This is a genomic window from Lysinibacillus sp. SGAir0095, from assembly GCF_005491425.1.
In the GTDB taxonomy this organism is placed as follows: domain Bacteria; phylum Bacillota; class Bacilli; order Bacillales_A; family Planococcaceae; genus Ureibacillus.
The window spans coordinates 216,677-240,279 of record NZ_CP028083.1; the positions used below are offsets into that span (position 1 = coordinate 216,677).

At 36.4% G+C, this 23,603-nt stretch carries 23 protein-coding genes; 18 read left to right on the top strand and 5 right to left on the bottom strand.

Translation table 11 applies throughout. The features are described from left to right. Positions 1-128 precede the first annotated feature (128 nt). Together C1N55_RS00985 and C1N55_RS00990 are read left to right on the top strand one after the other, a co-directional pair. Positions 129-872: an SDR family NAD(P)-dependent oxidoreductase gene (locus C1N55_RS00985; protein ID WP_137727087.1), complete on the top strand. Its 744-nt coding sequence runs from the start codon at positions 129-131 to the stop codon at positions 870-872. Positions 873-1,596: 724 nt separating this feature from the next. Next, positions 1,597-1,824, top strand: coding sequence for a hypothetical protein (locus tag C1N55_RS00990; RefSeq protein WP_168193762.1), 228 nt, complete (start codon positions 1,597-1,599; stop codon positions 1,822-1,824). 315 nt (positions 1,825-2,139) lie between these two features. Here the strand turns inward: C1N55_RS00990 and C1N55_RS00995 are convergent, their stop codons facing one another. After that, positions 2,140-3,333, bottom strand: coding sequence for a YbfB/YjiJ family MFS transporter (locus C1N55_RS00995; RefSeq protein WP_137727089.1), 1,194 nt, complete (start codon positions 3,331-3,333; stop codon positions 2,140-2,142). Between the two features lie 500 nt (positions 3,334-3,833). Between C1N55_RS00995 and menC the strand changes: the two genes are divergently transcribed. The 5 genes from menC (at position 3,834) to C1N55_RS01020 (ending at position 8,665) form a co-directional block, all read left to right on the top strand. Continuing rightward, positions 3,834-4,940: an o-succinylbenzoate synthase gene (gene menC / locus C1N55_RS01000; RefSeq protein WP_137727090.1), complete on the top strand. Its 1,107-nt coding sequence runs from the start codon at positions 3,834-3,836 to the stop codon at positions 4,938-4,940. Positions 4,941-5,098: 158 nt separating this feature from the next. Beyond that, positions 5,099-6,139, top strand: a complete 1,041-nt coding sequence (locus C1N55_RS01005; RefSeq protein WP_137727091.1) for a YkvI family membrane protein — start codon at positions 5,099-5,101, stop codon at positions 6,137-6,139. Between the two features lie 141 nt (positions 6,140-6,280). After that, complete coding sequence (locus tag C1N55_RS01010; protein WP_137727092.1) at positions 6,281-7,024, top strand: VCBS repeat-containing protein; 744 nt, start codon at positions 6,281-6,283, stop codon at positions 7,022-7,024. A gap of 66 nt (positions 7,025-7,090) precedes the next feature. Beyond that, the gene (locus tag C1N55_RS01015) at positions 7,091-7,414 is read left to right on the top strand and encodes a hypothetical protein (protein WP_137727093.1); all 324 of its coding nucleotides are present in this window, start codon (positions 7,091-7,093) and stop codon (positions 7,412-7,414) included. Between the two features lie 234 nt (positions 7,415-7,648). Then, on the top strand, positions 7,649-8,665 hold the full coding sequence (locus C1N55_RS01020; protein ID WP_137727094.1) for a S66 family peptidase: 1,017 nt from the start codon (positions 7,649-7,651) through the stop codon (positions 8,663-8,665). A 57-nt stretch (positions 8,666-8,722) separates the two neighbouring features. Here C1N55_RS01020 and C1N55_RS01025 read toward each other — a convergent pair whose 3' ends face one another. Beyond that, positions 8,723-9,142, bottom strand: a complete 420-nt coding sequence (locus C1N55_RS01025) for a universal stress protein (protein ID WP_137727095.1) — start codon at positions 9,140-9,142, stop codon at positions 8,723-8,725. Positions 9,143-9,155: 13 nt separating this feature from the next. Further along, positions 9,156-10,589, bottom strand: coding sequence for a SulP family inorganic anion transporter (locus C1N55_RS01030; RefSeq protein WP_137727096.1), 1,434 nt, complete (start codon positions 10,587-10,589; stop codon positions 9,156-9,158). A 94-nt stretch (positions 10,590-10,683) separates the two neighbouring features. Between C1N55_RS01030 and C1N55_RS01035 the strand changes: the two genes are divergently transcribed. Both C1N55_RS01035 and C1N55_RS20385 read left to right on the top strand, forming a co-directional pair. Then, entirely contained in the window at positions 10,684-11,229 is a 546-nt protein-coding gene (locus C1N55_RS01035) for a recombinase family protein (RefSeq protein ID WP_137727097.1), read from the top strand. A 109-nt stretch (positions 11,230-11,338) separates the two neighbouring features. Next, positions 11,339-11,485, top strand: a complete 147-nt coding sequence (locus C1N55_RS20385) for a hypothetical protein (RefSeq protein WP_168193763.1) — start codon at positions 11,339-11,341, stop codon at positions 11,483-11,485. Positions 11,486-11,564: 79 nt separating this feature from the next. Here the strand turns inward: C1N55_RS20385 and C1N55_RS01040 are convergent, their stop codons facing one another. After that, positions 11,565-12,323 carry an SDR family oxidoreductase gene (locus C1N55_RS01040; RefSeq protein WP_137727098.1) on the bottom strand — a complete coding sequence of 253 codons (759 nt, stop codon included), beginning with the start codon at positions 12,321-12,323 and terminating at the stop codon, positions 11,565-11,567. Between the two features lie 146 nt (positions 12,324-12,469). On the opposite strand from C1N55_RS01040, the gene C1N55_RS01045 reads away from it, so the two are divergent. The 9 genes from C1N55_RS01045 to C1N55_RS01085 all read left to right on the top strand — a co-directional run bounded on the left by C1N55_RS01045 (position 12,470) and on the right by C1N55_RS01085 (position 23,089). Further along, positions 12,470-13,033: a TetR/AcrR family transcriptional regulator gene (locus tag C1N55_RS01045; RefSeq protein ID WP_137727099.1), complete on the top strand. Its 564-nt coding sequence runs from the start codon at positions 12,470-12,472 to the stop codon at positions 13,031-13,033. Between the two features lie 77 nt (positions 13,034-13,110). After that, positions 13,111-14,823 carry an ABC transporter ATP-binding protein gene (locus C1N55_RS01050; RefSeq protein WP_137727100.1) on the top strand — a complete coding sequence of 571 codons (1,713 nt, stop codon included), beginning with the start codon at positions 13,111-13,113 and terminating at the stop codon, positions 14,821-14,823. Between the two features lie 91 nt (positions 14,824-14,914). Then, positions 14,915-15,721 (top strand): helix-turn-helix domain-containing protein, encoded by an 807-nt coding sequence (locus C1N55_RS01055; protein WP_168193764.1) that lies wholly within the window; start codon positions 14,915-14,917, stop codon positions 15,719-15,721. 252 nt (positions 15,722-15,973) lie between these two features. Further along, positions 15,974-16,963 carry an ABC transporter substrate-binding protein gene (locus tag C1N55_RS01060; RefSeq protein ID WP_137727102.1) on the top strand — a complete coding sequence of 330 codons (990 nt, stop codon included), beginning with the start codon at positions 15,974-15,976 and terminating at the stop codon, positions 16,961-16,963. 111 nt (positions 16,964-17,074) lie between these two features. Beyond that, positions 17,075-18,070 (top strand): FecCD family ABC transporter permease, encoded by a 996-nt coding sequence (locus tag C1N55_RS01065; protein ID WP_137727103.1) that lies wholly within the window; start codon positions 17,075-17,077, stop codon positions 18,068-18,070. Next, positions 18,063-19,094 (top strand): FecCD family ABC transporter permease, encoded by a 1,032-nt coding sequence (locus tag C1N55_RS01070; protein WP_137727104.1) that lies wholly within the window; start codon positions 18,063-18,065, stop codon positions 19,092-19,094. The genes C1N55_RS01065 and C1N55_RS01070 overlap by 8 nt, the downstream gene beginning before the upstream one ends. Positions 19,095-19,104: 10 nt before the next feature. After that, complete coding sequence (locus C1N55_RS01075; RefSeq protein ID WP_137727105.1) at positions 19,105-19,920, top strand: ABC transporter ATP-binding protein; 816 nt, start codon at positions 19,105-19,107, stop codon at positions 19,918-19,920. Beyond that, positions 19,921-20,661: an alpha/beta hydrolase gene (locus C1N55_RS01080; protein ID WP_137727106.1), complete on the top strand. Its 741-nt coding sequence runs from the start codon at positions 19,921-19,923 to the stop codon at positions 20,659-20,661. It abuts the gene before it with no gap. 166 nt (positions 20,662-20,827) lie between these two features. Next, entirely contained in the window at positions 20,828-23,089 is a 2,262-nt protein-coding gene (locus C1N55_RS01085; protein ID WP_168193765.1) for a sensor domain-containing protein, read from the top strand. A gap of 58 nt (positions 23,090-23,147) precedes the next feature. Here C1N55_RS01085 and C1N55_RS01090 read toward each other — a convergent pair whose 3' ends face one another. Further along, positions 23,148-23,558 (bottom strand): YugN family protein, encoded by a 411-nt coding sequence (locus C1N55_RS01090; RefSeq protein WP_137727108.1) that lies wholly within the window; start codon positions 23,556-23,558, stop codon positions 23,148-23,150. Positions 23,559-23,603 lie beyond the last annotated feature (45 nt).

Sequence of the window (23,603 nt, forward strand, 5' to 3'; positions counted from 1 at the left end):
AAACATAGGCTAATAGTTTATTAATCTTGAATTCGAGATTGTTTATTTGACATCATTCGACAAATGGGAATAAGATGAACTTGTTAAATGAAAATTTAACTATCACTTTATGTAGGGAGAGAGTTAATATGACTAATTTACAAGGTAAAGTAGCAGTTGTTACAGGCGGAGCTTCAGGAATTGGACTAGCTACTGTGAAAGCGTTTTTAGATAAAGGTGTAAAAGTAGTTATTGGAGATTTCAATAAAGAAGCTGGTTTAAAAGTAGAACAGGAACTAAAAGAAAAGTATCAGGATGTTTCATTTGTAGAAGTGAATGTTGCTGAAGAACAATCTGTAGAAAACCTTGTTGCTGAGGCGGTAAAACAATTCGGACAATTAGATATTATTTTCAATAATGCAGGGATCGGGATTCAAAAACCAACACACGAATTAACTGACGAAGAATACAAAAGAGTGATTGCAGTTAACCAAGATGGTGTATTCTATGGCATCAAATATGCGATTCGTGAAATGTTGAAAACCGGTGGCGGTTCAATCATTAATACAGCATCAATCTTGGGATCTGTTGGAGAGCCAACTTCTATTCCATACGCAGCAAGTAAAGGTGCGGTTAACTTAATAACAAAATCGGCAGCATTAGAATATGCTGATCGCAATATCCGAGTAAATGCAGTAGCTCCTGGATTTATCGAATCAGGATTAGTGAACAAAGAAGCTTTAGGAGATTTCTACGATGGTTTGGTAGAAAAACATCCAATCGGACGATTAGGAACACCAGACGAAATTGCACATGCAGTAGTATTCTTAGCAGAAAATGACTTTGTTACTGGGACAACAGTTATGGTAGATGGTGGGTATACAGCTAAGTAATAGTCATATAGAAACCAGATAATGATTATCCCTTAGTACAATAGCTCGGTACAAAAGACAATCCCAATAAAATAATATGACAACAATAAAAAGATGCCTATTAGTTTTGAACTAATAGGCATTAAATAGGTTGTATGGGTTTGTGGAAGAAAATTTTGCCCTTTATCAAATTAAATACGCATCTTGAATAAAGCGGCAAGCCAATATTACGATAAGTCTTATTCGGTACGTTCTCGCAAGAGCCTTGAAATACTAGTTACCATCACATTCGTTAATAATGTCAGAAAGGAGGAGGTTTTCATCATTATTGTTTGTAATGAGTACTAGATTCGAATAGGCTGTTGTATATTTGCCAAGCATGCTTAAGTTCAGGTTCCATTTATGAAAACGATGCATCTAGATTGAGATAGCCCTTTTTATGCAATAGGGAACGCACATCTGGAAGCAAAATTTTCATAGGAATTAAAACATGCTAAGCTTGCAAATTAAGAGACTCTGATAGGAATTCGGATTCCCAGGCCTCTAAGAGGGTAAATGTAATTGTCATAGTGCTCGCATTTGCTAGAATTTGGTTAATAATTGTTTGTAAAAAATTTTTCACTTTCAATATTATCAAAGTTGTTCTCGTATTCCATATATTCCTCAGAAAAGTGAACATTTTCATAGCATTTGCTAACACGATCAAATTGACATTTGTCGCTGTACACTTCATATAGGTCCAGAATTGTTTTTGAGAAATGTTGAATGTACATTACCAGTTCATCATGGAATTTCCGTTTGGGAGGGGGAAGAAATTGAATTAGCATTCGCTGTTCAGTCGAATCTACCAGATGAGTTTGTTTTCCAACATGATAATCAATTCTTTATGGGAGATCCATTCTTTATGGTCATGTACCATTACTTAAAAACAGTGATTGATAAAAATTTATATGGTGTTTGTATGCATTTTTAAGTTCTAAATCATCACTTGCCTTTGTGGAGGAGAGTGAATTAGGCAAGTGGATGAGAAAGAACAATTACAAACCAATTCTTCACCTCCTTTCAGTAACATAATATTCTGTTAATAGATTTAGTTAATGGACATATAGCCATCAAAGTTTAAAATGTATTGAAGTTTAATATGAAAACATGAGAAATATTCTACTACTTTATAGAAGTTGGGATACTGTCTAGTTAAAAGAGGGGATACTTAGCGGCTATGAAATGGCGTGCTAAATAAAAATAACAGTTCCCCCTCTAAAAAGAGAAAACTGTCAAAAAGTAATATTTACCTTTGATGAGGATAAACTTCTATAGCTTTAGAAAGCTCTTTTCGATTACTATACCATTTTCCTACTAATAAAATAGCAAGGGCAACTGTTACAATCGAGCCTGCAAAGGAAAGCGGTGCTTTAAAGCTATTAAAATAGGATTCAACAGAACTAGCTAATATTGGCCCTATAATTTGGCCGAGTGCATAAGCAGTTGTTAAAGCAGAAACGACAACACCGCTTTGTTTCGGGAATAGCTCTCGTGCATAAGCTGTTGATAGGGAAACAATCCCAACAAAAGTAAAACCGAACAAAAAGGCAGATAGAAGAACGCTCCAGGATGTCTGAGTAAATACAGGCAATAGAATACCAATTACTTGTAGTATGTATGCAATAGATAATACTCTAACGGTAGAGTATTTGGCTATTAGCATCATCCAAATTGGAGCAGCGGGAGCAGCAGCAACTCCTGCTATTACCCAACTAAAACTAGCGAAAGATCTTAAACTTTCAATATTGTAAATGATATCTACTAAAAATGTCCCCGTGATAATATAGCCAAGACCCTCTAAGCCATAAGCAATGATTAACCAAGGCATAAACCCCTGAAGAATTTTTGTATCCCTTGTTTTTTCAACCTTTTCGCCATTATTAATGGAAATATTATTCCAAAGAACAAGAGTGGAAATAAGAAATAGTGCCGATAAAATACCAAGACCTATCCAAGTTCCTTCCCAATCGAAAATACCTTCTATTAATGGAACGAGTAAACCCGAAATGGCGATACCTATTCCAATTCCGGAGAATAAAAAGCCGGAAAACCGGGTCTGAAAGTGCGTTGCTAAGTAATCCATAATAATACTAGAGGTTAATACGAAAATAAAACCACTGGTTGTACCCGCAATAAAACGTAATAATATCCACACTAAAAATGAATGTGTTAGCCCCATTAAGAAGATAGATAATACATTAAGTACAACGGTTATAAGTAAAAAATTCTTTTTATTCCGGTAAATAAAACCTGCACCAAGAGCACCTACAAAATAACCAATATAATTACTTGAAGCTAAATAGCCGCCTTCTTCAAAGGAAAGACCTTCTTCCATTCGCATAAACGGTAAAATGGGTGTAAATGCAAACCGACTTATCCCCATTGCAACAACTAAAAGCAACACGCCCCCAAATAGCACCCCTATGTGTTGTTTGCGCAAAAGTACATCCCCTTACAATCAATTTAAGAAAAATATCAAAACTTTCCTATAATTGTAACATTCTATAAATTGGAATCAAGGTTTTAGGAATTAGCAGATGGGCCTAAAAACTAACTAACTAAAGAAGGAACTCCTTATGGAAGTAGACTCCGCAACTAATTTCAAAGTATGTGGACGAGATGCACAACTTGATATAATAAAAGACAAAATAATAACCCCATATATATGAACCACTTAAATTTTTCCGAACTTGCATAGTTGAATTTTCACCTTAACCTTGAGGAAGGTGTATATTTATTACCAGTAACACAAAATAATCAGCTGATAAGAGCAACAGATCTGAGACTTGCTTAGATGGGCGAATAAAAAACGGTTCCTGAATAATCACTATTTTCAATTGGCTATGTTGCCGTTCGTTAAAAAATAAGAAAAAACGTACGTCACTATGTTTTCATTAAAAAGAGAACTAATTGAACGTACTTAAAGGAATGAGGATATCTATGAAAATAAAAGAAGTTACCATTAGGCATTTGAAAATGAAACTCAAAAATCCCTTCTCTACAAGCTTTGGCACCTTTGTTAATAAAGAATTTCTCTTATTGGAGGTAACAGATGAGCAGGGGACAATTGGTTTTGGAGAATCCGTTGCCTTTGATACCCCATGGTATACCGAAGAAACATTGAAAACTAATTGGCATATGCTTGAGGATTTTTTAATTCCTATGATTTTAAATAAAGAAATACAACATCCTGATGAAATTTTGGAGTTATTCAAAGGAATTCGAAAAAATAATATGGCTAAGTCCGCAATTGAAGGGGCATTCTGGGATATTTTTACCCAACAGACAAATCAGTCATTGGCACACGCCTTAGGTGGTAAAAAAGAGAAAATTGAAGTAGGAATTAGCTTAGGGATTCAAGGGTCGATTGAAAAACAAATAGACGTTGTGGATAAGGCTATAAAGAGCGGTTATAAACGGATTAAACTAAAAATCAAGCCAGGCTGGGACATCGAGTTGATGCGTGTTCTTCGGGAACACTTCCCGGATACGCCAATGATGGCCGATGCAAATTCGGCGTATACGTTAGAGGATATTGATATTTTTAAACAATTGGATGAATTTAACTTAATGATGATCGAACAACCCCTTGCATCGGATGATATTATTGACCATGCTGTATTACAAAAACAAATCAAAACACCAATTTGTTTAGATGAAAGTATCCAATCATTGGAAGATGTGAGGAAAGCAATTGAATTAGGAAGCTGTGGCGTTATCAATATTAAAATTGGCCGTGTTGGAGGAATTTCGGAAGCGAAAAGAATCCATGATTATTGTGAAGAAAAGGGTATACCCGTTTGGTGCGGCGGCATGCTAGAATCCGGAATTGGACGAGCACATAATATCGCGTTAACTTCACTATCTAACTTTGTTATGCCAGGTGATACTGCAGGTTCAAGCCATTATTGGGAGCAAGATATTATTAAGCCCGAGGTTATTGTTGAGGACGGATACATCTTGGTCCCGCAAGAAATCGGGATTGGCTTTAAACCGAATTTAGAAGCAATTGAGAAATACACAGTAACTAGTAAAACATATAAATAGAGATGAAAATGGCAGGAGGACTTCAATTGTCTCCTGTATTTTTTTCGTCGAAATTTGAATAACATTTAATTACAACACTAGGCGTATGTATAAAAGAGAGATCATATCAATGAAAGCTTGGAATATATGATTGACCAATTTTAGAAAAGAGGGAATTGGTGAAAAAGAGTTTTCAAATTGGTGGCGCATTTGTCGGTTTAGTTGTTGGTGGCGGCTTTGCTTCTGGCCAAGAAATCATGCAATTTTTTACTGGCTTTGGTGTTTATGGAATCATGGGTGCCATCGTAGCAATGATTGGCTTTGCATTTTTAGGAATGAATATAGCTCAATTAGGCTATGAACTACATACTACATCTCATAAAGCTGTTGTTTATCACATAGCAGGACGTTCAATTGGATCTATTTTGGACTTATTAATCACTTTCTTTTTATTTGCCATAATAGTGGCGATGTTTGCCGGAGCCGGAGCTGCGTTATATCAAATACTAGGCATAGACCCTATTATCGGCAGCCTATTTATGGTAGTCATTACGGTTCTCACTTTAATGTTGGATGTAAAAAATATTATTCATGTCATTGCCCTAGCAACACCATATTTGCTGGGCATTATGCTGATTATTGCCATTTACTCGATTCTCACAATGGATCTAACTTTGGCAGAACAAAATATGTTGGCTCAGCACCAACGTGTGGCAGCTCCCAATTGGTTAATGGGTGCCCTTCTTTACGTTTCCTATAATATTGCAACGAGTGTAGCGATGATGACGGTTATTGGCAGTACAGCAAGTAGTCGAAGGGTTGCAGGATTCGGTGGGATTATCGGCGGAATCATGCTTGGTATCTTAATTATTTTTATTAATGTGGCGATGTTAGCTAAAATGGATGTTATATCTGGTAAAGATTTGCCGATTCTTGAGATTGCCTCGAATATGCATCCGATAATTGGAATTCTAATGGCTATTGCACTGTTAGGTATGATTTATAATACGGCAGTCGGTCTTTTCTATTCATTTATTGTCCGATTTGTACCAAGAAAGGACCCAACCTATAAACCAATTGTCATTATGTTAGGGGCAATTGGTTTTATGGCTAGCTTTGTAGGCTTTACTACGTTGGTAGGTAAAGTATATTCACTAATGGGCTATTTAGGCTTTGCAATAATAATCGCCATTATTTTTTCTTGGATAAATAAACGTTAAACCTTCGTCTACGGAGGTTTTTTTCATATTCCGATTAATTTTAATACTCATGGAACTTAGTTTTGAAAAAGACTCATGACACTTTTCCTTGTCTGGTCTCATTTAATAAGTAGAAGAATATGATGGGCGAGGAGAATGAAGATGAACAATCAATTTAATTGGAGAAGGGTTCCCGGTATCCCTCTTTCCTCAGGTCAAACAGTTGTAGCAAGCCAGGTTGGTGATGTTACGGGGGATGGCTATCCAGATTGGGTGTATTTAATCGGTACCCAACAACCTGATAGCCCGTATATAACAAATATTCAGCTTATACTTAAAAATGGTCAAACAAATCAATATCAGACGTTCCCTCTTCCTGAAAATGCAGGTTATGAGCCAACAATCTGGTTAGGGGATTTAACTGGAAATGGAGTAAAAGACATTTTCATTGTCATGGATTCTGGCGGGAGTGGAGGTATTATCTTTGCGTACGTATACTCATTTATCCAAGGAAGAATGACTAAAATATTTGATTCCATCCAATTTAATGAGCAGCATCCATATAAGGTGCATTACCAAAATAATTATAGCGTCAACGTGTACAGTGGAAATCCAAGAAAAAAATATACCCTAGATCTGCGTTATAAAGGGGCAGAATACCTAAATGAAATCTATAATGCAAATGGAACTTTAAAACAACCAATAGAAGGATGGGTAGATCCAATTAGTGCCCTTTATCCAATTGATGTTGCGCGAAATGGTAAATATGATTTGCTCGGACTGCAGCAAATTGCAGGTCGTTATCATGCCGATGGATTAGGTTATGTTGAAAATCTTCTGCATTGGAATGGTCAAGAGTTTCTTATTGTGCGTCAAATTGTCGCAATTTATGGAGAAGAATTTTAAAAAAAATAGTATAACCTCCTAAAAACAACGCATTCTAATTTTATTACGATTAGGAGGGAAAATGTGTTGAAAAAATTATTAGCGATTCCATTCTTGTTTCTTTTTGCAGGAGCTTTAGTTGGGTGTGGCTTGACAGATGAAGCGCAAAATGACGAAATTATAAATGAAGACGTACACGATGAAGGTACAAATAATCTAAATGAAGGTACAAACAACGGTACTGGTACTAATAATAATACTGTCGGTGACGATGAAGTATTAGATACAGAAGATGGCATGGGTGGTACTGATAATACAACAGGTGGTACAACAAATGGTACGACTGGTGGTACAACTGGTACTGGTACAGATGGAACAACGGATATGAATAGAGCAGATGAAGAAGAGTAATTCTAATTTTAGGTAAAACTATAAAGAAAGAATACCCAAGCTATCTTGAAAACGCTTGTTAGAGTAGCCGATTGCGAACGAACGAGGCAACCGACCTACGTGAGTACTTTTCAATAGCCTAAGCCGATTTCAGCTAAGAAATCGGCTTTATTTTATTATCCATACCTAAATAGATGGAGTTGGTAATATGATAATAAGACAAAAGTATTTTTAGACGAAATGGGGCTATGAAATATGATTCGTTATCCACATTTAAGTGAACCAGTAAAGATTGGTGTTACTGCACCTTCATCTGGATTACATTTGGAACAGCACTCCTTATTGGAAGAGGCAGTGTATCGAATGAAAAAGAAAGGCTATGAGTTCTTAATAGGACAAACCTGTTGGACTGAATATAAGTTAAAATCAGCACCCGCAAAAACGAGGGCAGACGAACTGAACCAGATGCTGCAAGATGACGCTGTCCAGTTAATATATCCACCTTGGGGCGGAGAATTATTGATCGAAATTTTGGAGCATATTGATTTTAAAAGTATCAAGCCTAAATGGATACTTGGATATTCAGATATAAGTACATTGTTATTTGCTATAACATTAAATACAGGAATTGCAACAGCACATGGTCCAAATTTGATTGATTTACGTGGACAAATATCCGACTCTACAACAGCCATGTGGGAAAAAGTTCTATTCACAAAAAAGGGAGAGGAAATCATCCAATATCCATCTGAAATGTATCAACTCAGATGGCAGCACGATTATGTAACGGACTGGGTTTATCATCTAACGGAACCTACTAAATGGAAAACCATTAAAAATAGGCCAATGTTGATTAAAGGGCGTTTACTTGGTGGATGTATTGATGTCATTCGTCATTTAGTCGGCACGCCTTTTGGGGATGTAGCGCAGTTCCAACAAAAATACATAAACAATGAGCCAATCGTCTGGTACTTTGAAAACTGTGAATTGTCGGTACCAGATCTACGTAGATCACTTGTTCAGATGAAATTAGCTGGATGGTTTGAAAATTGCAGTGGAATTCTTTTTGGAAGAAGTGCAGCAAATGAAACAGCGAGTGATTATCATATATTAGATATCTATCTGGAGCTTGCTGAAGAAATTAATGTGCCCATTGCGTATGATATTGATTGTGGACATATGCCGCCTCAGCTTACCCTTATTAACGGAGCATATGCAGAAGTGCGGGTTTATAATAACAACGGAACAATGGTTAAACAGGTATTTAAATAAATGATTTAAAATAAAAAGCATCTCATGATCATGTGTTTACAGAGATGCTTTTTCACTTTATTTTACAATTAATGCAGGGCAGTTAACGCGTTTCATGACTTTATGACTCACACTCCCCAGCACCATCTCCTGTAATCCATTTAAACCGCGACTGCCAATGACAACTAATTCTACCTGGTGTTCATTGGCATATTTAACGATTTCAGGACCCGGTGTACCATGTAAAAAAGTCACTTTGTACGATACATTTGATTCTTTAAGTGTTTGTTCGACTTTAGATATTTTTTTGCGTCGCTCCAAAAATAAAGCTTCAGTAGAGCTTGAATGTAACACTTCAGATTTCGATTTATCGTAGTCTATCACATAGACTACCTCAATGATTGAATCCGCGTTACATAAAGCCACTTTAATCGCTTCCTTTGTAGCACGGACGGCATTTTCAGATCCATCAGCAGCAAGTAAAATGTATTTGTACAACGCAATTCCCCTCCTAATGTGATGAAGATAAGCTTTCTAGTTTTGATATGATTTTCTTACTGGAAGCATCTAGTTCGACAACCTCCACTTTAAGCCCTCTTTCTTTTAAAAGTTCTTGTACTTTTACTAGTGCACCAACACCAGAATCATCCCAAATTCGGCTATTTGAAAAGTCAATTTGAATGGACTCGCTTTTAAATTCATTATATTTAAAGTAGTCGATGAAAGAGTCAGTTGAAGCAAAGAAAAGTTGCCCATTCACAATAAAACGATGATTTTCTTGCGTGATTTTTATGGATGATATTTTGACTACAAAGAATACGGCGCTTAAAACCACTCCAGCAATAACACCTTTTGAAAGGTCATGTGTCCAAACGACAATTACTACTGTCGTAAGCATAACTAAGGCGTCTGTACGTGGCGCAATAACCAGATACTTAAACGAAGACCAATCGAAAGTTCCGATACATACCATAATCATAATTCCAACCAAAACCGGCATCGGAATTTTCACTACTAATTCACCTAATACAAGAATTAAAAACATAAGGAATAAACCTGCAACTAATGTAGATAATCGACCTCGTCCACCAGACTTTACATTAATAACGGATTGACCAATCATCGCACAACCAGCCATTCCACCAAATAATCCTGTGACAATATTGGCAATCCCTTGTCCTCTTGCCTCTTGATTTTTGTTGCTCTCAGTTCCAGTCATGTCATCAACTATTTGAGAGGTTAACAAGGATTCCACTAAACCCACAATGGCAAGTGAAATGGAGAAAGGAAATATAATTTTAAATGTTTCTAGACTGAAGGGAACATCCGGAATAATAAATGATGGCAGAGTTTGAGTAATCGTTCCTAAATCACCAATGGTTCTCAAATTTACACCACTAAATATTGCAACAACTGTTAATGCAACAATTGCGATAAGCGGTGCTGGAATCACTTTTATAAAACGTGGTAATGTATAAACAAGTATTAAAGTTATTCCTACAAAGACATAAGTCATCGTTGATATACCGACAAAATGTGGGACCTGTGCCATAAAGATTAAAATCGCTAATGAGTTTACAAATCCAATCATGACAGCGTTCGGGATAAACTTCATTAACTTGGCTACTTTTAGAACACCAAAGAGTATTTGAATGACCCCAGTTAAAAGGGTTGCAGCAAATAAATATTCTAAACCGTAATCCCGAACCAACGGGACCATTACTAATGCCATCGCTCCTGTAGCTGCTGATATCATCCCAGGGCGTCCACCGGCAAATGCTATAATGACAGCCATCGTGAAGGATGCATATAGACCAACCATTGGATCAACACCAGCGATAATGGAAAACGCAATGGCTTCCGGAATAAGTGCAAGTGCTACGACAATTCCAGATAAAATATCGCCGCGGATATTGCCGAACCATTGTTGTTGTAAACTTTGCATGGAAGTCTCCTTTACTTTTAAAAATTCTTTGGTTATCATAACACTTTTATTCCTAAAAAGGAACCTTTTTGGGAATGGGAGAGGAGTAAATAGTATGATTTATGGGTATTTACGCCCTTTATATAACGATGAATATTGCGAAATTCAGTTAAAGCGTCTTCAAGATTGTGAAGAGATTTTTCAAGAATTACATGGGTTACCGAAAAAAAGAGTGGAACTTGAGCGAATGTTAATGGCCTTGCGAAAAGGCGATAGTATTATTGTTGAACGAATGTTTGCAATAGCTGATACAACAAGACACCTTATGGAACTACTAAAATTATGTGAAAAAGATGGAGTAACCATTCAGTTTATAGGGGAAGGGATAGATAGCAAAAGAGTATTAAATTTCACGTTAGCTGAAATGTTGGAGCATCTACTTATCTTCCAATCTGATATCGTTAAACAATCAACCATCCTTGGAATCGCCAATGCAAAAGAACAGGGAAAAACGATTGGTCGGCCTAAAAAATCAGACGACAATATAAAAAAGGCTATTGCGATGTATCATTCAGGTAATTACACATTACTTGAAATCAAAAATGAAACCGGTATAAGCAAATCAACCCTTTATCGGTATTTAGAATTAGAAGAAATATAGATAGTAGTTTAATTTTTATAAAGTTGAAAGAAGATTAGGAGAAGCTCTATTCTAGTCGAGAACTTGCAAAAGGAATTGCAGAAAGCTATGGGGCAGGTGCAGACTTCAGATGGTTCTCTTACTGTCAGTTGTGAATAATATCGTACGCTTTACAGAAATTGCAGCTAAGGCAGCAGGAATAGCTGACTACAAAGCAGTAGAAGCATTGTACATGCTGTCCTATGGGAAATGTATATTGCAATGTTTTTTCATTTGATAAGGTTCTTTTAGGGGATGGATTCATTAAACAAATAAGAGGGACCATATTCAATGGATCCCTCTCAAGATATAAAAAATTAATAAGCAGTCCAACCAGCGTCTGCTGCGATTACTTGACCATTTACAAAGCTCGACTCGTCAGAACCTAAGAATAATGCAAGTTGTGCAATTTCTTCGGGTTGACCTGCACGAGGCATAGTACCAAGGCCTGTACCTTGACGACCTGCACCGAACTCAGAAACATTTGTCATAGAAGATTGGATGTTTGTCATAACGCCACCTGGTGCAATTCCGTTACAACGGATACCAGAGTTAGCATACATATATGCTGTATTTTTAGTTAATCCAGTTACGGCGTGTTTAGAGGCAGTATATGCTGCACCAGCACGAGCTCCACGTAAACCACCTGCAGAGATGTTGTTCACGATAACCCCGTGGCCTTGTTCTAAAAAGATATTTGTAGCGATACGCATTGCACGCATAACACCAGTCGTGTTTACTGCAAATACGCGATCCCATTTTTCATCTGAAATTTCACCAACAGGTTCCATGCCGTCCATGATCCCAGCATTGTTTACTAAAATGTCTAGTTTACCGAATGCTGCTTTCGTTTCAGCAAATAGGTTTTCTAAATCAGCTAATTCAGCGACGTTTGTACGGTTTGCAATTGCTTCTCCACCAGCAGCTTTAATGCTATCTGCTACAGCTTGTGCACCCTCGAAATTGTAATCAGATACAACAACCTTTGCACCTTCTTTAGCATAAGTTTCAGCGATTGCTTTCCCCATACCTGAAGCTGCTCCTGTAACAATTGCTACTTTGTCCTGTAATCTCATAAAAAAACCTCCCGAATTAAATTATTGAACAGTTGTACAATAAAAATTATAAATGAAACAAGTAAACGCTTTCAATCAGCAAAAAAGAGTATACTGTTTAGTAATGAACACATTCTGACTTTTTTGTTCAAGAAGGGGTGAAAAAATTGGGTCAAATTGATTTAAGAGTTGTGAAGACGAAGGAAGCACTTCATATAGCTTTACTAACATTATTAAAAAATAAACCTTTAGAAGCCATTTCAATTTCTGAAATTTGTCGAATTGCGAAGGTGAATAGAGGCACTTTTTATTTACATTACACACAAGTAGGAGAATTATTTGAAGAATACTTTAAAGAAATCATGGATGACTTGGCAAATTCCTATCAGGAGCCATATCGACATGTGGCAAAGCTTAATCCTAAAGAATTAAATCCATCGACAGTACGAATTTTCCACCATGTTGAAAAATATAAAGAATATTATCGTATAATATTGTCCAAAAATGTACCACTTACTTATTACTATTTATTGCTTGAAGAGGTTAAAAGTCTATTAACGGGCAACCTAGAAAAAGACCATAAAATTGAAGAAGATATTGACTCAGATTTTCAGGCTTCTTATGCGGCGAATGCTATTTTAGGATTAATCATTCAATGGTATAATGATGACTTTCAGCAAAAGGCAGGCTATTTAAGTGAGCAGCTTGTAAAAATTCTAAGATTAACCTAACTTTTTCTAACATTTCAATTGTAGATAGGTTAAAATAAGAAACTATACTTCGTAAACCGAAATGAGAGGAGACTTCTATGCTTTCCAAGTTTTTTGCCTATTATAAACCGCATAAGCGGCTATTTATAGTCGATTTTTCGAGTGCAATCATTGTAGCCATTTTAGAATTAGCGTTTCCAATGGCAGTCCAATGGTTTATCGATGATTTACTTCCAACGAACGAATGGGGAATGATCGTAAAGGTAAGTATTTTATTACTATTTGTATTTGTCATTAGTACGGTTTTAAACTTCATCGTAAACTACCTTGGACATAAACTGGGTATCAATATTGAAACAGATATGCGACAGGATTTATTTAACCATCTTCAAAAGCAATCCTTCCGTTTCTTCGATAATAATAAAACAGGACATTTAATGAGTCGTATTACAAATGATCTGTTCGATATTGGAGAATTCGCTCATCATGGACCGGAAGACTTTTTCATTGCAATTATGACGTTCATCGGGGCATTTGCGATTATGTTCAACGTCAATCCAACTTTAGCTTTCGTCGCGCTAGTTGCTGTGCCATTCTTAATTTGGATTGTTACATATAGCAATAAAAAAATGAATGCAGCTTGGAAAGAGATGTATGGCAAGATTGCTGATGTAAATGGTCGAATTGAAGATAGTGTTTCTGGAATCCGTGTTGTCCAATCATTTACAAACGAAAAGTTTGAAATGAAACGCTTCCGCGAACAAAACGGGTTGTTTAAGACAGCGAAATTAATGGGATATAAAGTAATGTCTGGTACACATTCAGGAATCTACATGATGACAAGGCTGCTAACATTAGCCGTTCTAGTAGTAGGGGCGTGGTTAAGCTTTAATGGAAAACTTTCCTACGGGGAACTAGTCAGCTTTGTCCTATACACAAATGTGTTAATAAAACCGATTGATAAAATTAGTGCGTTGCTTGAGCTCTATCCAAAAGGAATGGCAGGATTCAAACGATTCCAAGAAATGTTAAATGAACAACCCGAAGTGCAAGATAAAGCGGGTGCAATCGATGTTGAATATTTGCATGGCGACATTAAATTTGAAAATGTTACCTTTGGCTATGAAGGAGACAAAGTAATATTAAATGATATTTCCTTTGAGTTAAGAGCTGGGGAAATGACTGCTTTTGTTGGTCCATCTGGTGCAGGAAAAACAACGATATGTTCTTTAATACCGCGATTCTATGATGTAAATAGTGGTGCCATTTCAATCGATGGACTAGATATTCGAGATATGTCCAAACGTTCATTGCGTGACCAAATCGGAATCGTCCAACAGGATGTATTCTTATTTACTGGGACAATTCGCGAAAATATTGCTTATGGTAAACTCGGTGCTTCAGAGGATGAGATTCTCGAGGCATTAAGAAAAGCACATTTAGAGGAATTTGTTAATAATTTATCGGATGGATTAGAAACAGAAATTGGTGAACGAGGCTTGAAGCTTTCGGGAGGACAAAAGCAAAGGCTTGCGATTGCTCGTATGTTCTTAAAAAATCCACCAATTCTTATCTTGGACGAAGCTACATCTGCCCTTGATACAGAAACTGAAAAGATTATTCAAGAGTCATTAGCGGAATTAGCAGAAAACCGTACCACTCTTGTTATTGCCCATCGACTAGCTACTATTAAGGATGCAGATCGTGTCATGGTCGTAACTCCTAATGGTATAGAAGAAGACGGCTCTTACAATGAGTTAGTTGCAGACAATGGAATCTTTGCAAGATTACACCAACATCAATATAGTTAAAAGGGAGAATCCACTTTCCAAGGAAGGTGGATTCTTTTATTTATTGCTTTATACTTATCTGAAAGAATGTAAACAAGAAGGTGCTTTCCAAATGAATCTAAATATTAACCAAATAACAGAATACTATGCTCGGGCACCAGTGATGTTTGTTGATATGTTTATGAATTCAATGCCTAAAGGCAGCAAGGATAGTGGCAGATTTACTGCACCAAATCTAGCCGGTTTAATTATTCCTTTAAAGGGGAGTGCTACATTTAGTTTGAATGGGATGCCCTATTTCATGTCAGCTAACACGATTGTCCACGCAGGACCAAGCATGAACATTGATATTGAAGTTCAGAGTGGTGATGAATGGCAATATGCAGTAATCCATTATCAAATAGCAGAGAATCATTTAGGTAAGTATCCATATTTTAATAAGCATTTCTCCATTTCTGTTGATACAAATGGTTTGCTAACTGAACTTACACATCAACTGATGAAAAATTATATTACACCTACCAATATGGCTAAATTATCATGCAAAGGACTCTTCCTACAATTAGTCGAAACAATTTTAGTAAGCTCCTCAAAAAAAATAGACAATGTAGATCAAATGGATCTAGCGGTAAGACTAATTCATGAGCAATATTCTAGACCAATAACAATACAAGATTTGGCAATGCAGCTTGGAATTGAAAGAAGACGATTTGCCTACCTTTTTGAACGGTACACTGGATTGACCCCCATTCACTATTTAACGGAAATTCGAATTAGAAGGGCGAAGGAATTGCTGCGAAGTGGGATAACTGTTGCAGAAGTTGCAGAGAAAGTAGGGTATTTAGATAATTTTTATTTTAGCAGGGTATTTAAAAAGCACACGGGTTTGTCACCTACAATGTATAAAAAGCTTTTATGAAAATGCTTCAGATTTCCTTGAAGCATTTTCATCTATTTTTATTTCGGCAAAAGTCCATATGATTTGTAAATTTGTCCATTCCTATGCCTACACTAATTTGCTAGTATTACATTGTATTGAGAATGATAATCAATTAGATATCCTTTACTTTTCCAAATAACTATTGACTTCTAATTGAAAACGATTATCATTATCAATATAAATACATAAGTCGACTTATACTAAAATTTAAATATTTAGGAGTGTTATGAAGTGAAAAGACGTTGGGTATTTGGTGCAGCTGCACTATTAACATTAGCTTTAGCTGGCTGTGGATCTACGGAAGAAGAAGCTACTAATGAAAGCGAAAAAGAAACTACGGAAGAAACAACGCCAGTTTCAGCAGAGGAAAGCAAAGAAGCAACTACACAAACAATCACGTATTTAGGTGAAGAGTATACAGTACCAGCTGAAGTTAACACGATTGTCGCAGCTAGTTTAGAAGCAATGGAAGACGCAGCAATCTTAGGGATTAAACCTGCTGGGGTATTACAAATAGGTGGTGAAATTCCTGCATATTTGGCAGATGATTTAGCCGGAGCCGAACTTATTGGAGACAAAAGAGAACCAAATGCAGAAAGTATTTTAGCTCTAGATCCGGATGTTATTGTCGGGACTTCAAAATTTGGCGAAGATGTTGTTGAGAAGATGAATAAAATCCAAACAATGATTCCTTATTCTCATATTTCAACAAATTGGAAAGAGAATTTAACAGTTCTTGCACAGCTTGGAGGAAAAGAATCGGAAGCCGAACAAATTATTGCGGACTACGAAGCGAAAGTTGAAGAAGCACAAAGCTTATCTAAAGAAAAATTAGTTGATAAGGAAATCTTAATTATCCGTATTCGTGGTGGCTTAATGTACATTTATCCAAAAGATGTTTATTTAAACCCAGTATTATACGAGGACTTAGGTGCACAAGTACCTGAAATTATTACTCAAACGGAAGCGCAAGCTGAAATTACCCTAGAAACTTTAGCTGAAGTAAATCCGGATACAATCTTTTTACAATTTGAAACATCAGAAAATGCGGATGCGCCAAAAGCTTTAGAAGAGTTACAAAGCAATCCAATTTTCGCTAATTTAGCAGCAGCAAAAAATGATCAAGTATTGGTAAATACTATAGATCCTTTAGCACAAGGTGGTACAGCTTGGTCAAAAGTTAAATTCTTGGATGCGGCTTACGAAAGCCTCCTTCAATAAAATAAGTGCTGGTAGCTAGAGCCTTTGTAGTTCTACTGCCAGTTTTTCTTTTATATTAGTGACGCTAAGATTAACTTCCAAAAGAAAAAGGTGTGTGCTTTGAAAAATCTCATGTTTAGACCTTTTGCTATATTAATAGCTTCACCAATCTTCATCCTTGCAGTAGCGTTAATATCTATTCTATACGGGACAAAAGATATTAGTGCTATGACAGTTTGGAATTCGATTTTTCAATTTGAGGTAAATAATATCGATCATCAAATTATTCGTACTAGCCGGATACCTAGAGCGTTGGCAGTTATTTTAGTTGGTGCATTTCTTGCTGTAGCAGGAGCAGTAATGCAGGGGATTACACGTAACTATTTAGCTTCCCCGTCTTTAATGGGTGTAAATGATGGTTCCGCATTTGTTATCACTTTAGCCATTGTATTTTTTCCTGGCTTATCAAACTACCAAATGATTTTATTATCAATGCTAGGTTCTTGTATAGGAGCGGGGCTGGTTTTTGGATTCGGTTCATTAATTCGAAATGGGTTATCTCCTGTTCGTTTAGCCATTATAGGTACAGTTATAGGAACATTTTTAAGTAGTATTGCTACTGCTGTTGCCATGTATTTTCAAGTATCCCAAACAGTTAGCAGTTGGTATAACACTAAAGTACATACCGTTGATTTAGATATGCTTTTACTTTCAATTCCATTTGGTTTCCTAGGTCTAATCTTAGCGATTATTTCTGCACGTGCTATTACCGTTACGTCCTTAGGTGAAGAGGTTGCCGTGGGTCTAGGACAAAAAACAAAAATTATTCGTTTGGTTAGTATGTTGGCAGTGGTTTGCTTAACAGGAACAGCAGTAGCTCTTATTGGGAAGATTGCTTTTGTCGGTTTAGTAATCCCTCACATCACAAGGTTTCTTGTAGGAGTAGATTACCGTTATATTATTCCTTGTTCAGCGGTTCTCGGTGCTCTTTTCTTAGCTCTTTGTGACCTGGTAAGTAGGTATATTAACTTCCCATACGAAACACCTATTGGCGTTGTAACAGCATTGATTGGTGTACCATTTTTCCTATTCTTAATTCGAAAATTTGGCGGTGAAAAACGTGGTTAACAAATCATCCCGAACTTTTTATTTCACATTATTACTGCTCCTTATTTTGATACTCGGAGCTAGTTATTTACATATTACAAATGGTGTATTTGATATGTCGATTTTAGAAGTTGCGAAAACTTTGCTAAGAATCGATAGTAATGAAAGCTTTGATTTAGTCATATTTGAATTTCGGCTACCACGAATTCTTATTGCAGGGCTTGTTGGATTAGGATTAGGGATGGCAGGGGTTGTACTGCAGGGGATTACAAGAAATGGATTAGCCGACCCAGGCATTCTTGGAATAAACGCTGGTGCTGGCGCAGCCGTGGTAATCTTTATGTTCTTTTTCCAAATCAGATTAATCGATGCAGACATACAAAGTTGGATATCTATATTAATGATGCCTATTTTCGGATTTGTTGGAGGAACCATTGCAGCTGCACTAATTTTCTTATTTGCTATGAAAAATCGTTATCTGGATATGCAACGATTAATCCTGACCGGGATAGCGATTAATAGTGGCTTTGGGGCACTTTCCTTGTACGTCTCCCTTAAAATGAATGAGAAAGATTATGAATCGGCAGCCGTTTGGATGGCAGGATCAATTTATAACGCGAATTGGATATTTATTGTATCGATGCTGCCTTGGCTAATCATTTTGGGCTTTTACGTTTATAAAAAAGCGTATTTACTAGATTATTTTCAGTTAGAAGAAAGTAGCGTTATGAGTTTGGGGATTGATGTGGAAAAAGAGAAAATAAAGCTGCTGCTAGCAAGTGTGGGTTTAGTAAGTGCCTGTGTCTCTGTTTCGGGCAGTATTGGCTTTATTGGGTTGATGGCACCTCATATAGCAAAACAACTAGTTGGTATTCGACATCAATATGTCATGCCCGTTAGTGCAATGATAGGTGCGTTTCTTTTAATCATCGCTGACTTTATTGGAAAAACAGTTTTTGCACCATCAGAGCTAGCTGTTGGAATTGTTGTATCCATTATTGGAATTCCGTATTTCTTATATTTATTAGTAAAGGCAAAAGAGTAGGAGGGAGAGCATGAAAGCAGCATTTCGAATTGAAAGTTTATCTTCTGGATATGAAAACAATTTAATTTTAAACGGTTTGAATTTGTCCATACCAGAAGGGAAAGTAACAACGATTATTGGCCCAAATGGCTGTGGAAAATCGACGCTACTAAAAACAATTGGACGAATTCTAAAAAAAGATTACGGTGAGATTTATATACAAGAGCAAAATATGGACGAATTGTCATCGAAACAAATCGCAAAAGAGTTGGCTATTCTTTCTCAATCTCCTACTGCCCCCGCTCAGTTAAAGGTAGAGGAGCTTATTTCATATGGCAGATACCCACATAGAAAAAATGTAAATCGACTAACAAAGAATGATTCGGAAATAATTGAATGGGCAATGGAAGTAACCCATACAATCGAATTTAGAAATCGGGAATTAGCTCAACTTTCAGGTGGACAAAGACAACGAGTGTGGCTTGCAATGGCTCTTGCACAAGAGACCAATATTTTACTATTGGATGAACCAACGACTTATTTAGATATGGCTCATCAATTGGAAGTGTTGAATATTGTAAAAGAACTCAATGAAAAGCATGGGTGTACAATTGTCATGGTACTGCATGACATTAATCATGCTGCCCGCTATTCACATGAACTCATTGCTATGCGGGAAGGAACAATTATGAATTGTGGTTCCCCTCAAAAAATTATTACAACAGAAGTGCTACAAGAAGTGTTTCAAATTCATGCAAAGATTTTACATGATGAGGAAACAAATTCTCCGATATGCTTTAGTTACGATGTCATAAAACAAAAGGCACTATCCTTGCAGGAGGCATAAATGGGAAATTTTAAAATAGAATCAAAGAATACTAATTATCAATATGAGGTATCGGTATTTGTTCCTAATAGCGAACAACCAGAAGAAGGATTTCCGGTTATCTATGTACTGGATGGTCGCAGCTATTTTGATTATGCGAAGCAAACCGTTCAAATTCAATCTCGAAACTCACCAAAAACAAGAGTAAACACTGCAATTGTGGTAGGAATCTGCCATCAGGAAAACGATGAGAGAAAGAGAAGGTTTTTTGACTTCACAGCACCAGCAAAAACCTACCACTTCCCAGAGCATACAAGAGGGAAATTGAATGATATTAAAGACATGGGTGGTGCAGAAAATTTTAGCCGGTTTATTGAAGAAGAGTTGAAGCCTGAAATCGATTCCCGTTATCCAATCGATAAAAACAAACAAACATTGTATGGGCATTCCTTATCTGGTTACTTTGTACTCTGGAGTTATTTAACAAAAAGATCATGCTTTCAATCCTATCTGGCAATAAGCCCTTCACTTTGGTGGAACAACCAAGAGCTTTTCCATTTTGTAAAGAATGCTGAATTTAAAGAGCAGCGATCCGTTTTTGTCATTGTTGGTGAACAGGAAGGGTTTATGGTAAAGGACGCGATCCGTTTTTATGATCACCTCCCAACTGGTGAGGCGAAGCAGTTGTATATCGCGCCAGAGGAAAATCATGCCTCTGTTGTTCCCACTACAATGAGTAGAGCTTTTCGATTTTTAAGCTAAACAAGAATAAATAATCCTATTAAAAAACAACCAATTAGACTGTTTGGTTGTTTTTATTTTTTTATATAGGTAATAATTACCTATACATCGTTGGTGACTTTTATACTAAAATGGTAATAACTAAACATTTCCAATTTATTGATAGATGTAGGAGGAAGTGGGAATTTTGAGGTATAAGGAACCGAAGTTGAATATTTTAAAACGACTTTTTAATAACGAAGAAAATAGTGTGGTGACTGAACAGAATAAAGATAATTCTGAGCTAAATAGTCATCCTGTGGAAATAGAAGAAACAATGCTAATAAATGAGATTAATAGCTTTCAATATATATTTGATAACTTAACATCTGGAATTTGGATGCGTGAGGAAATTCATGGTGACTTACTCTACGCTTCAAAGGGGTTTGAGGCGATTCTAAATCTCCCCTTAAAAGTAATATATGAAACGCCCTCTTTAAGAAATAAGATGGTCCATCCATTGCATAAAAAAGAAGTGGCTACTAATTTTGAGTTGCTTGCTCAAGGGAAAACGGTTCAAATGCTTTATCCTATCACGGATGGAAAAGGACAAAAAAAGTGGTTGCTGGAGCAAATTGTCCCAAGGGTTAATAAAGAAGGTGTTGTCACTCAGATTTTCGGCATGATAACAGATGTCACCCACGAGATGGATAACGAAGAAAAACTCAATTTTTTGGCGAACTATGATTCCTTGACAAGACTACCAAATCAAAAAAGTCTATTTGAAAAGCTAGATCAAGATTGTAGGGAGCGCAAAACTTTTGCTCTTTTTTATCTAGATATCGACCGCTTCTATGTCATTAATAATTCTTTAGGATATCAAATTGGCGATGAAGCCTTAAAAAAGATTGCCTTGCGTCTAACCGAGCTGACGCCTGAAGATGGATACCTTGCACGATTAAATAGTAATGATTTTATTATCATTTTCAAGAATTATCGTGATGAAAAGGAAGTTTATCAGTTAGCGGAAAAAATCCTTCGCTCCTTTGAAGAGGCTTTTACCGTCCAGGATTATGTATTACATATTACAACAAGTATCGGTATTACCTTTTTTCCTGAGGAAGGGGAGCGTAGGCTAACATTATTGGAGAATGCTCATACTGCTCTTTATCAAGCAAAACGACAGGGGAAAAATACTTACCAATTGTTTTCGCACTCTAGAGATATTCCGTCCTATAAGAAATATGTCCTTGACCGGGATATGCGACTAGCTTTATTAAATGGCGAGTTCACCTTATATTTTCAGCCTCAAGTTGAACCGAGTAAAGGGTTCATTGTTGGGGCAGAAGTGCTCCTTCGCTGGCAGCATCCTGAATGGGGAGATATTTCGCCAGCAGAATTTATTCCATTAGCGGAAGAAAATCATATGGTTAATCAAATCATAGATTGGGAAATTGAAAAAGTTTGTACCATTCTTCATGATTGGAAGAAAAAGGGCTACCGCCTCTATCCGGTTTCGATAAATATCTCACCGATTCGTTTTATGAAAAAGGGTTTGGTAGAATTCATACAAGCTCAATTAGAAAAATATGAGGTGAATCCTCATTATTTAGAATTAGAGATTACCGAAAGCTCGCTTATAAAAACGGATCAAACGGTTTTAACAATCTTAAAGGAATTGAAGGCGTTAGGGGTAAAAGTAGCGATTGATGATTTCGGAACAGGATATTCGTCATTGGACTATTTAAGAAAAATTAAACCAGATACCATTAAAATCGACAAAACCTTTATAAACAACATTAAAAGTGAAAGTGAAATTGATAAAGGTGTTATTGCTTCAATCTTATTTTTAGGAAAACGATTGGATATGAAAGTAGTTGCTGAAGGAGTAGAAGAAAAGGATCAGCTAGAGTTTTTAAAGCAAAATGAATGTGATATGATTCAAGGCTTCCTATTTTCAGAGCCTGTACCACAGGAGAAGTATGAAAAACTAATCCAGGTAGGGTATTTAAAAGCAGTACAAAGGACGAAAAAGAAAACTGGCATGCGAGAAAATCGGAAATACTATCGATTTGAATTACCATTCCACATCCATGGTAAAATGACCATTGCAGAAGTAAATGATCAGGTTGTCCAGGTCGGTTCGACACCGGTATTAATAGAAAATTTTAGTTTAGCCGGTATTAAAATATTATCGAATTTAAAACTGCCAGTGAACTCCAATATGAAATTTAAATTTGAATTTAAAGTACTGGGTGAAGTAATTGAGGTCTATGGGAAATTACGTTGGATTGAAGATGAGCTTCAGGACGTTTACTCATATGGAGTAATATTTAATTTAAATCGTACATTAGAAGACAACCTGGCTCGACTGATTAATCGAATGACCACTTTAAGAATCAAAAATCAAGCAATTCCAAACACAGAATTTGTCTATGATCAAGTAACGAAATTTTTTAGTAAAGAGTAAAGAAGAAGCCATATAGAACAGTTATGTATTAACATTCCATATGGCTTTTTTTGAATTGTTAATTAAGGTATTGAAGGACCTTCTCAACGACTTGTTCACCAGCTTGCACCCATTTGTGTTTATTTTCAATCTTTCCATCTTTGTCAACAGGAGTTTGGAATTGACTAAATCCTGTTGCTTCAAGGAGGGAGCCTTCATCAAAGTCTAAACCATAATTGATTACATGTTTAATGACATATGGCGTTTTGAATTGTATATGTGCACTATCAGAATCAAGCACCCCACTAATGACAACAAAGGGTAATCTTAAATAAATTGTTTCCCCGTCTTTCTTTGACAAAGTGGCATCAAAAAAACCACGATCGTAATCCCAGTAACCCCCAAGACAAAAACCATAGTTTTTTAGTTTGTCACGCAAATAACCAAATTGTGCATGTTTTCCTTCTAGTTCGGATTCGAATTGTAGCATTGGTATTTAACTCCTCCATCTCTTTCTTGCTAAAAGGATAGACAA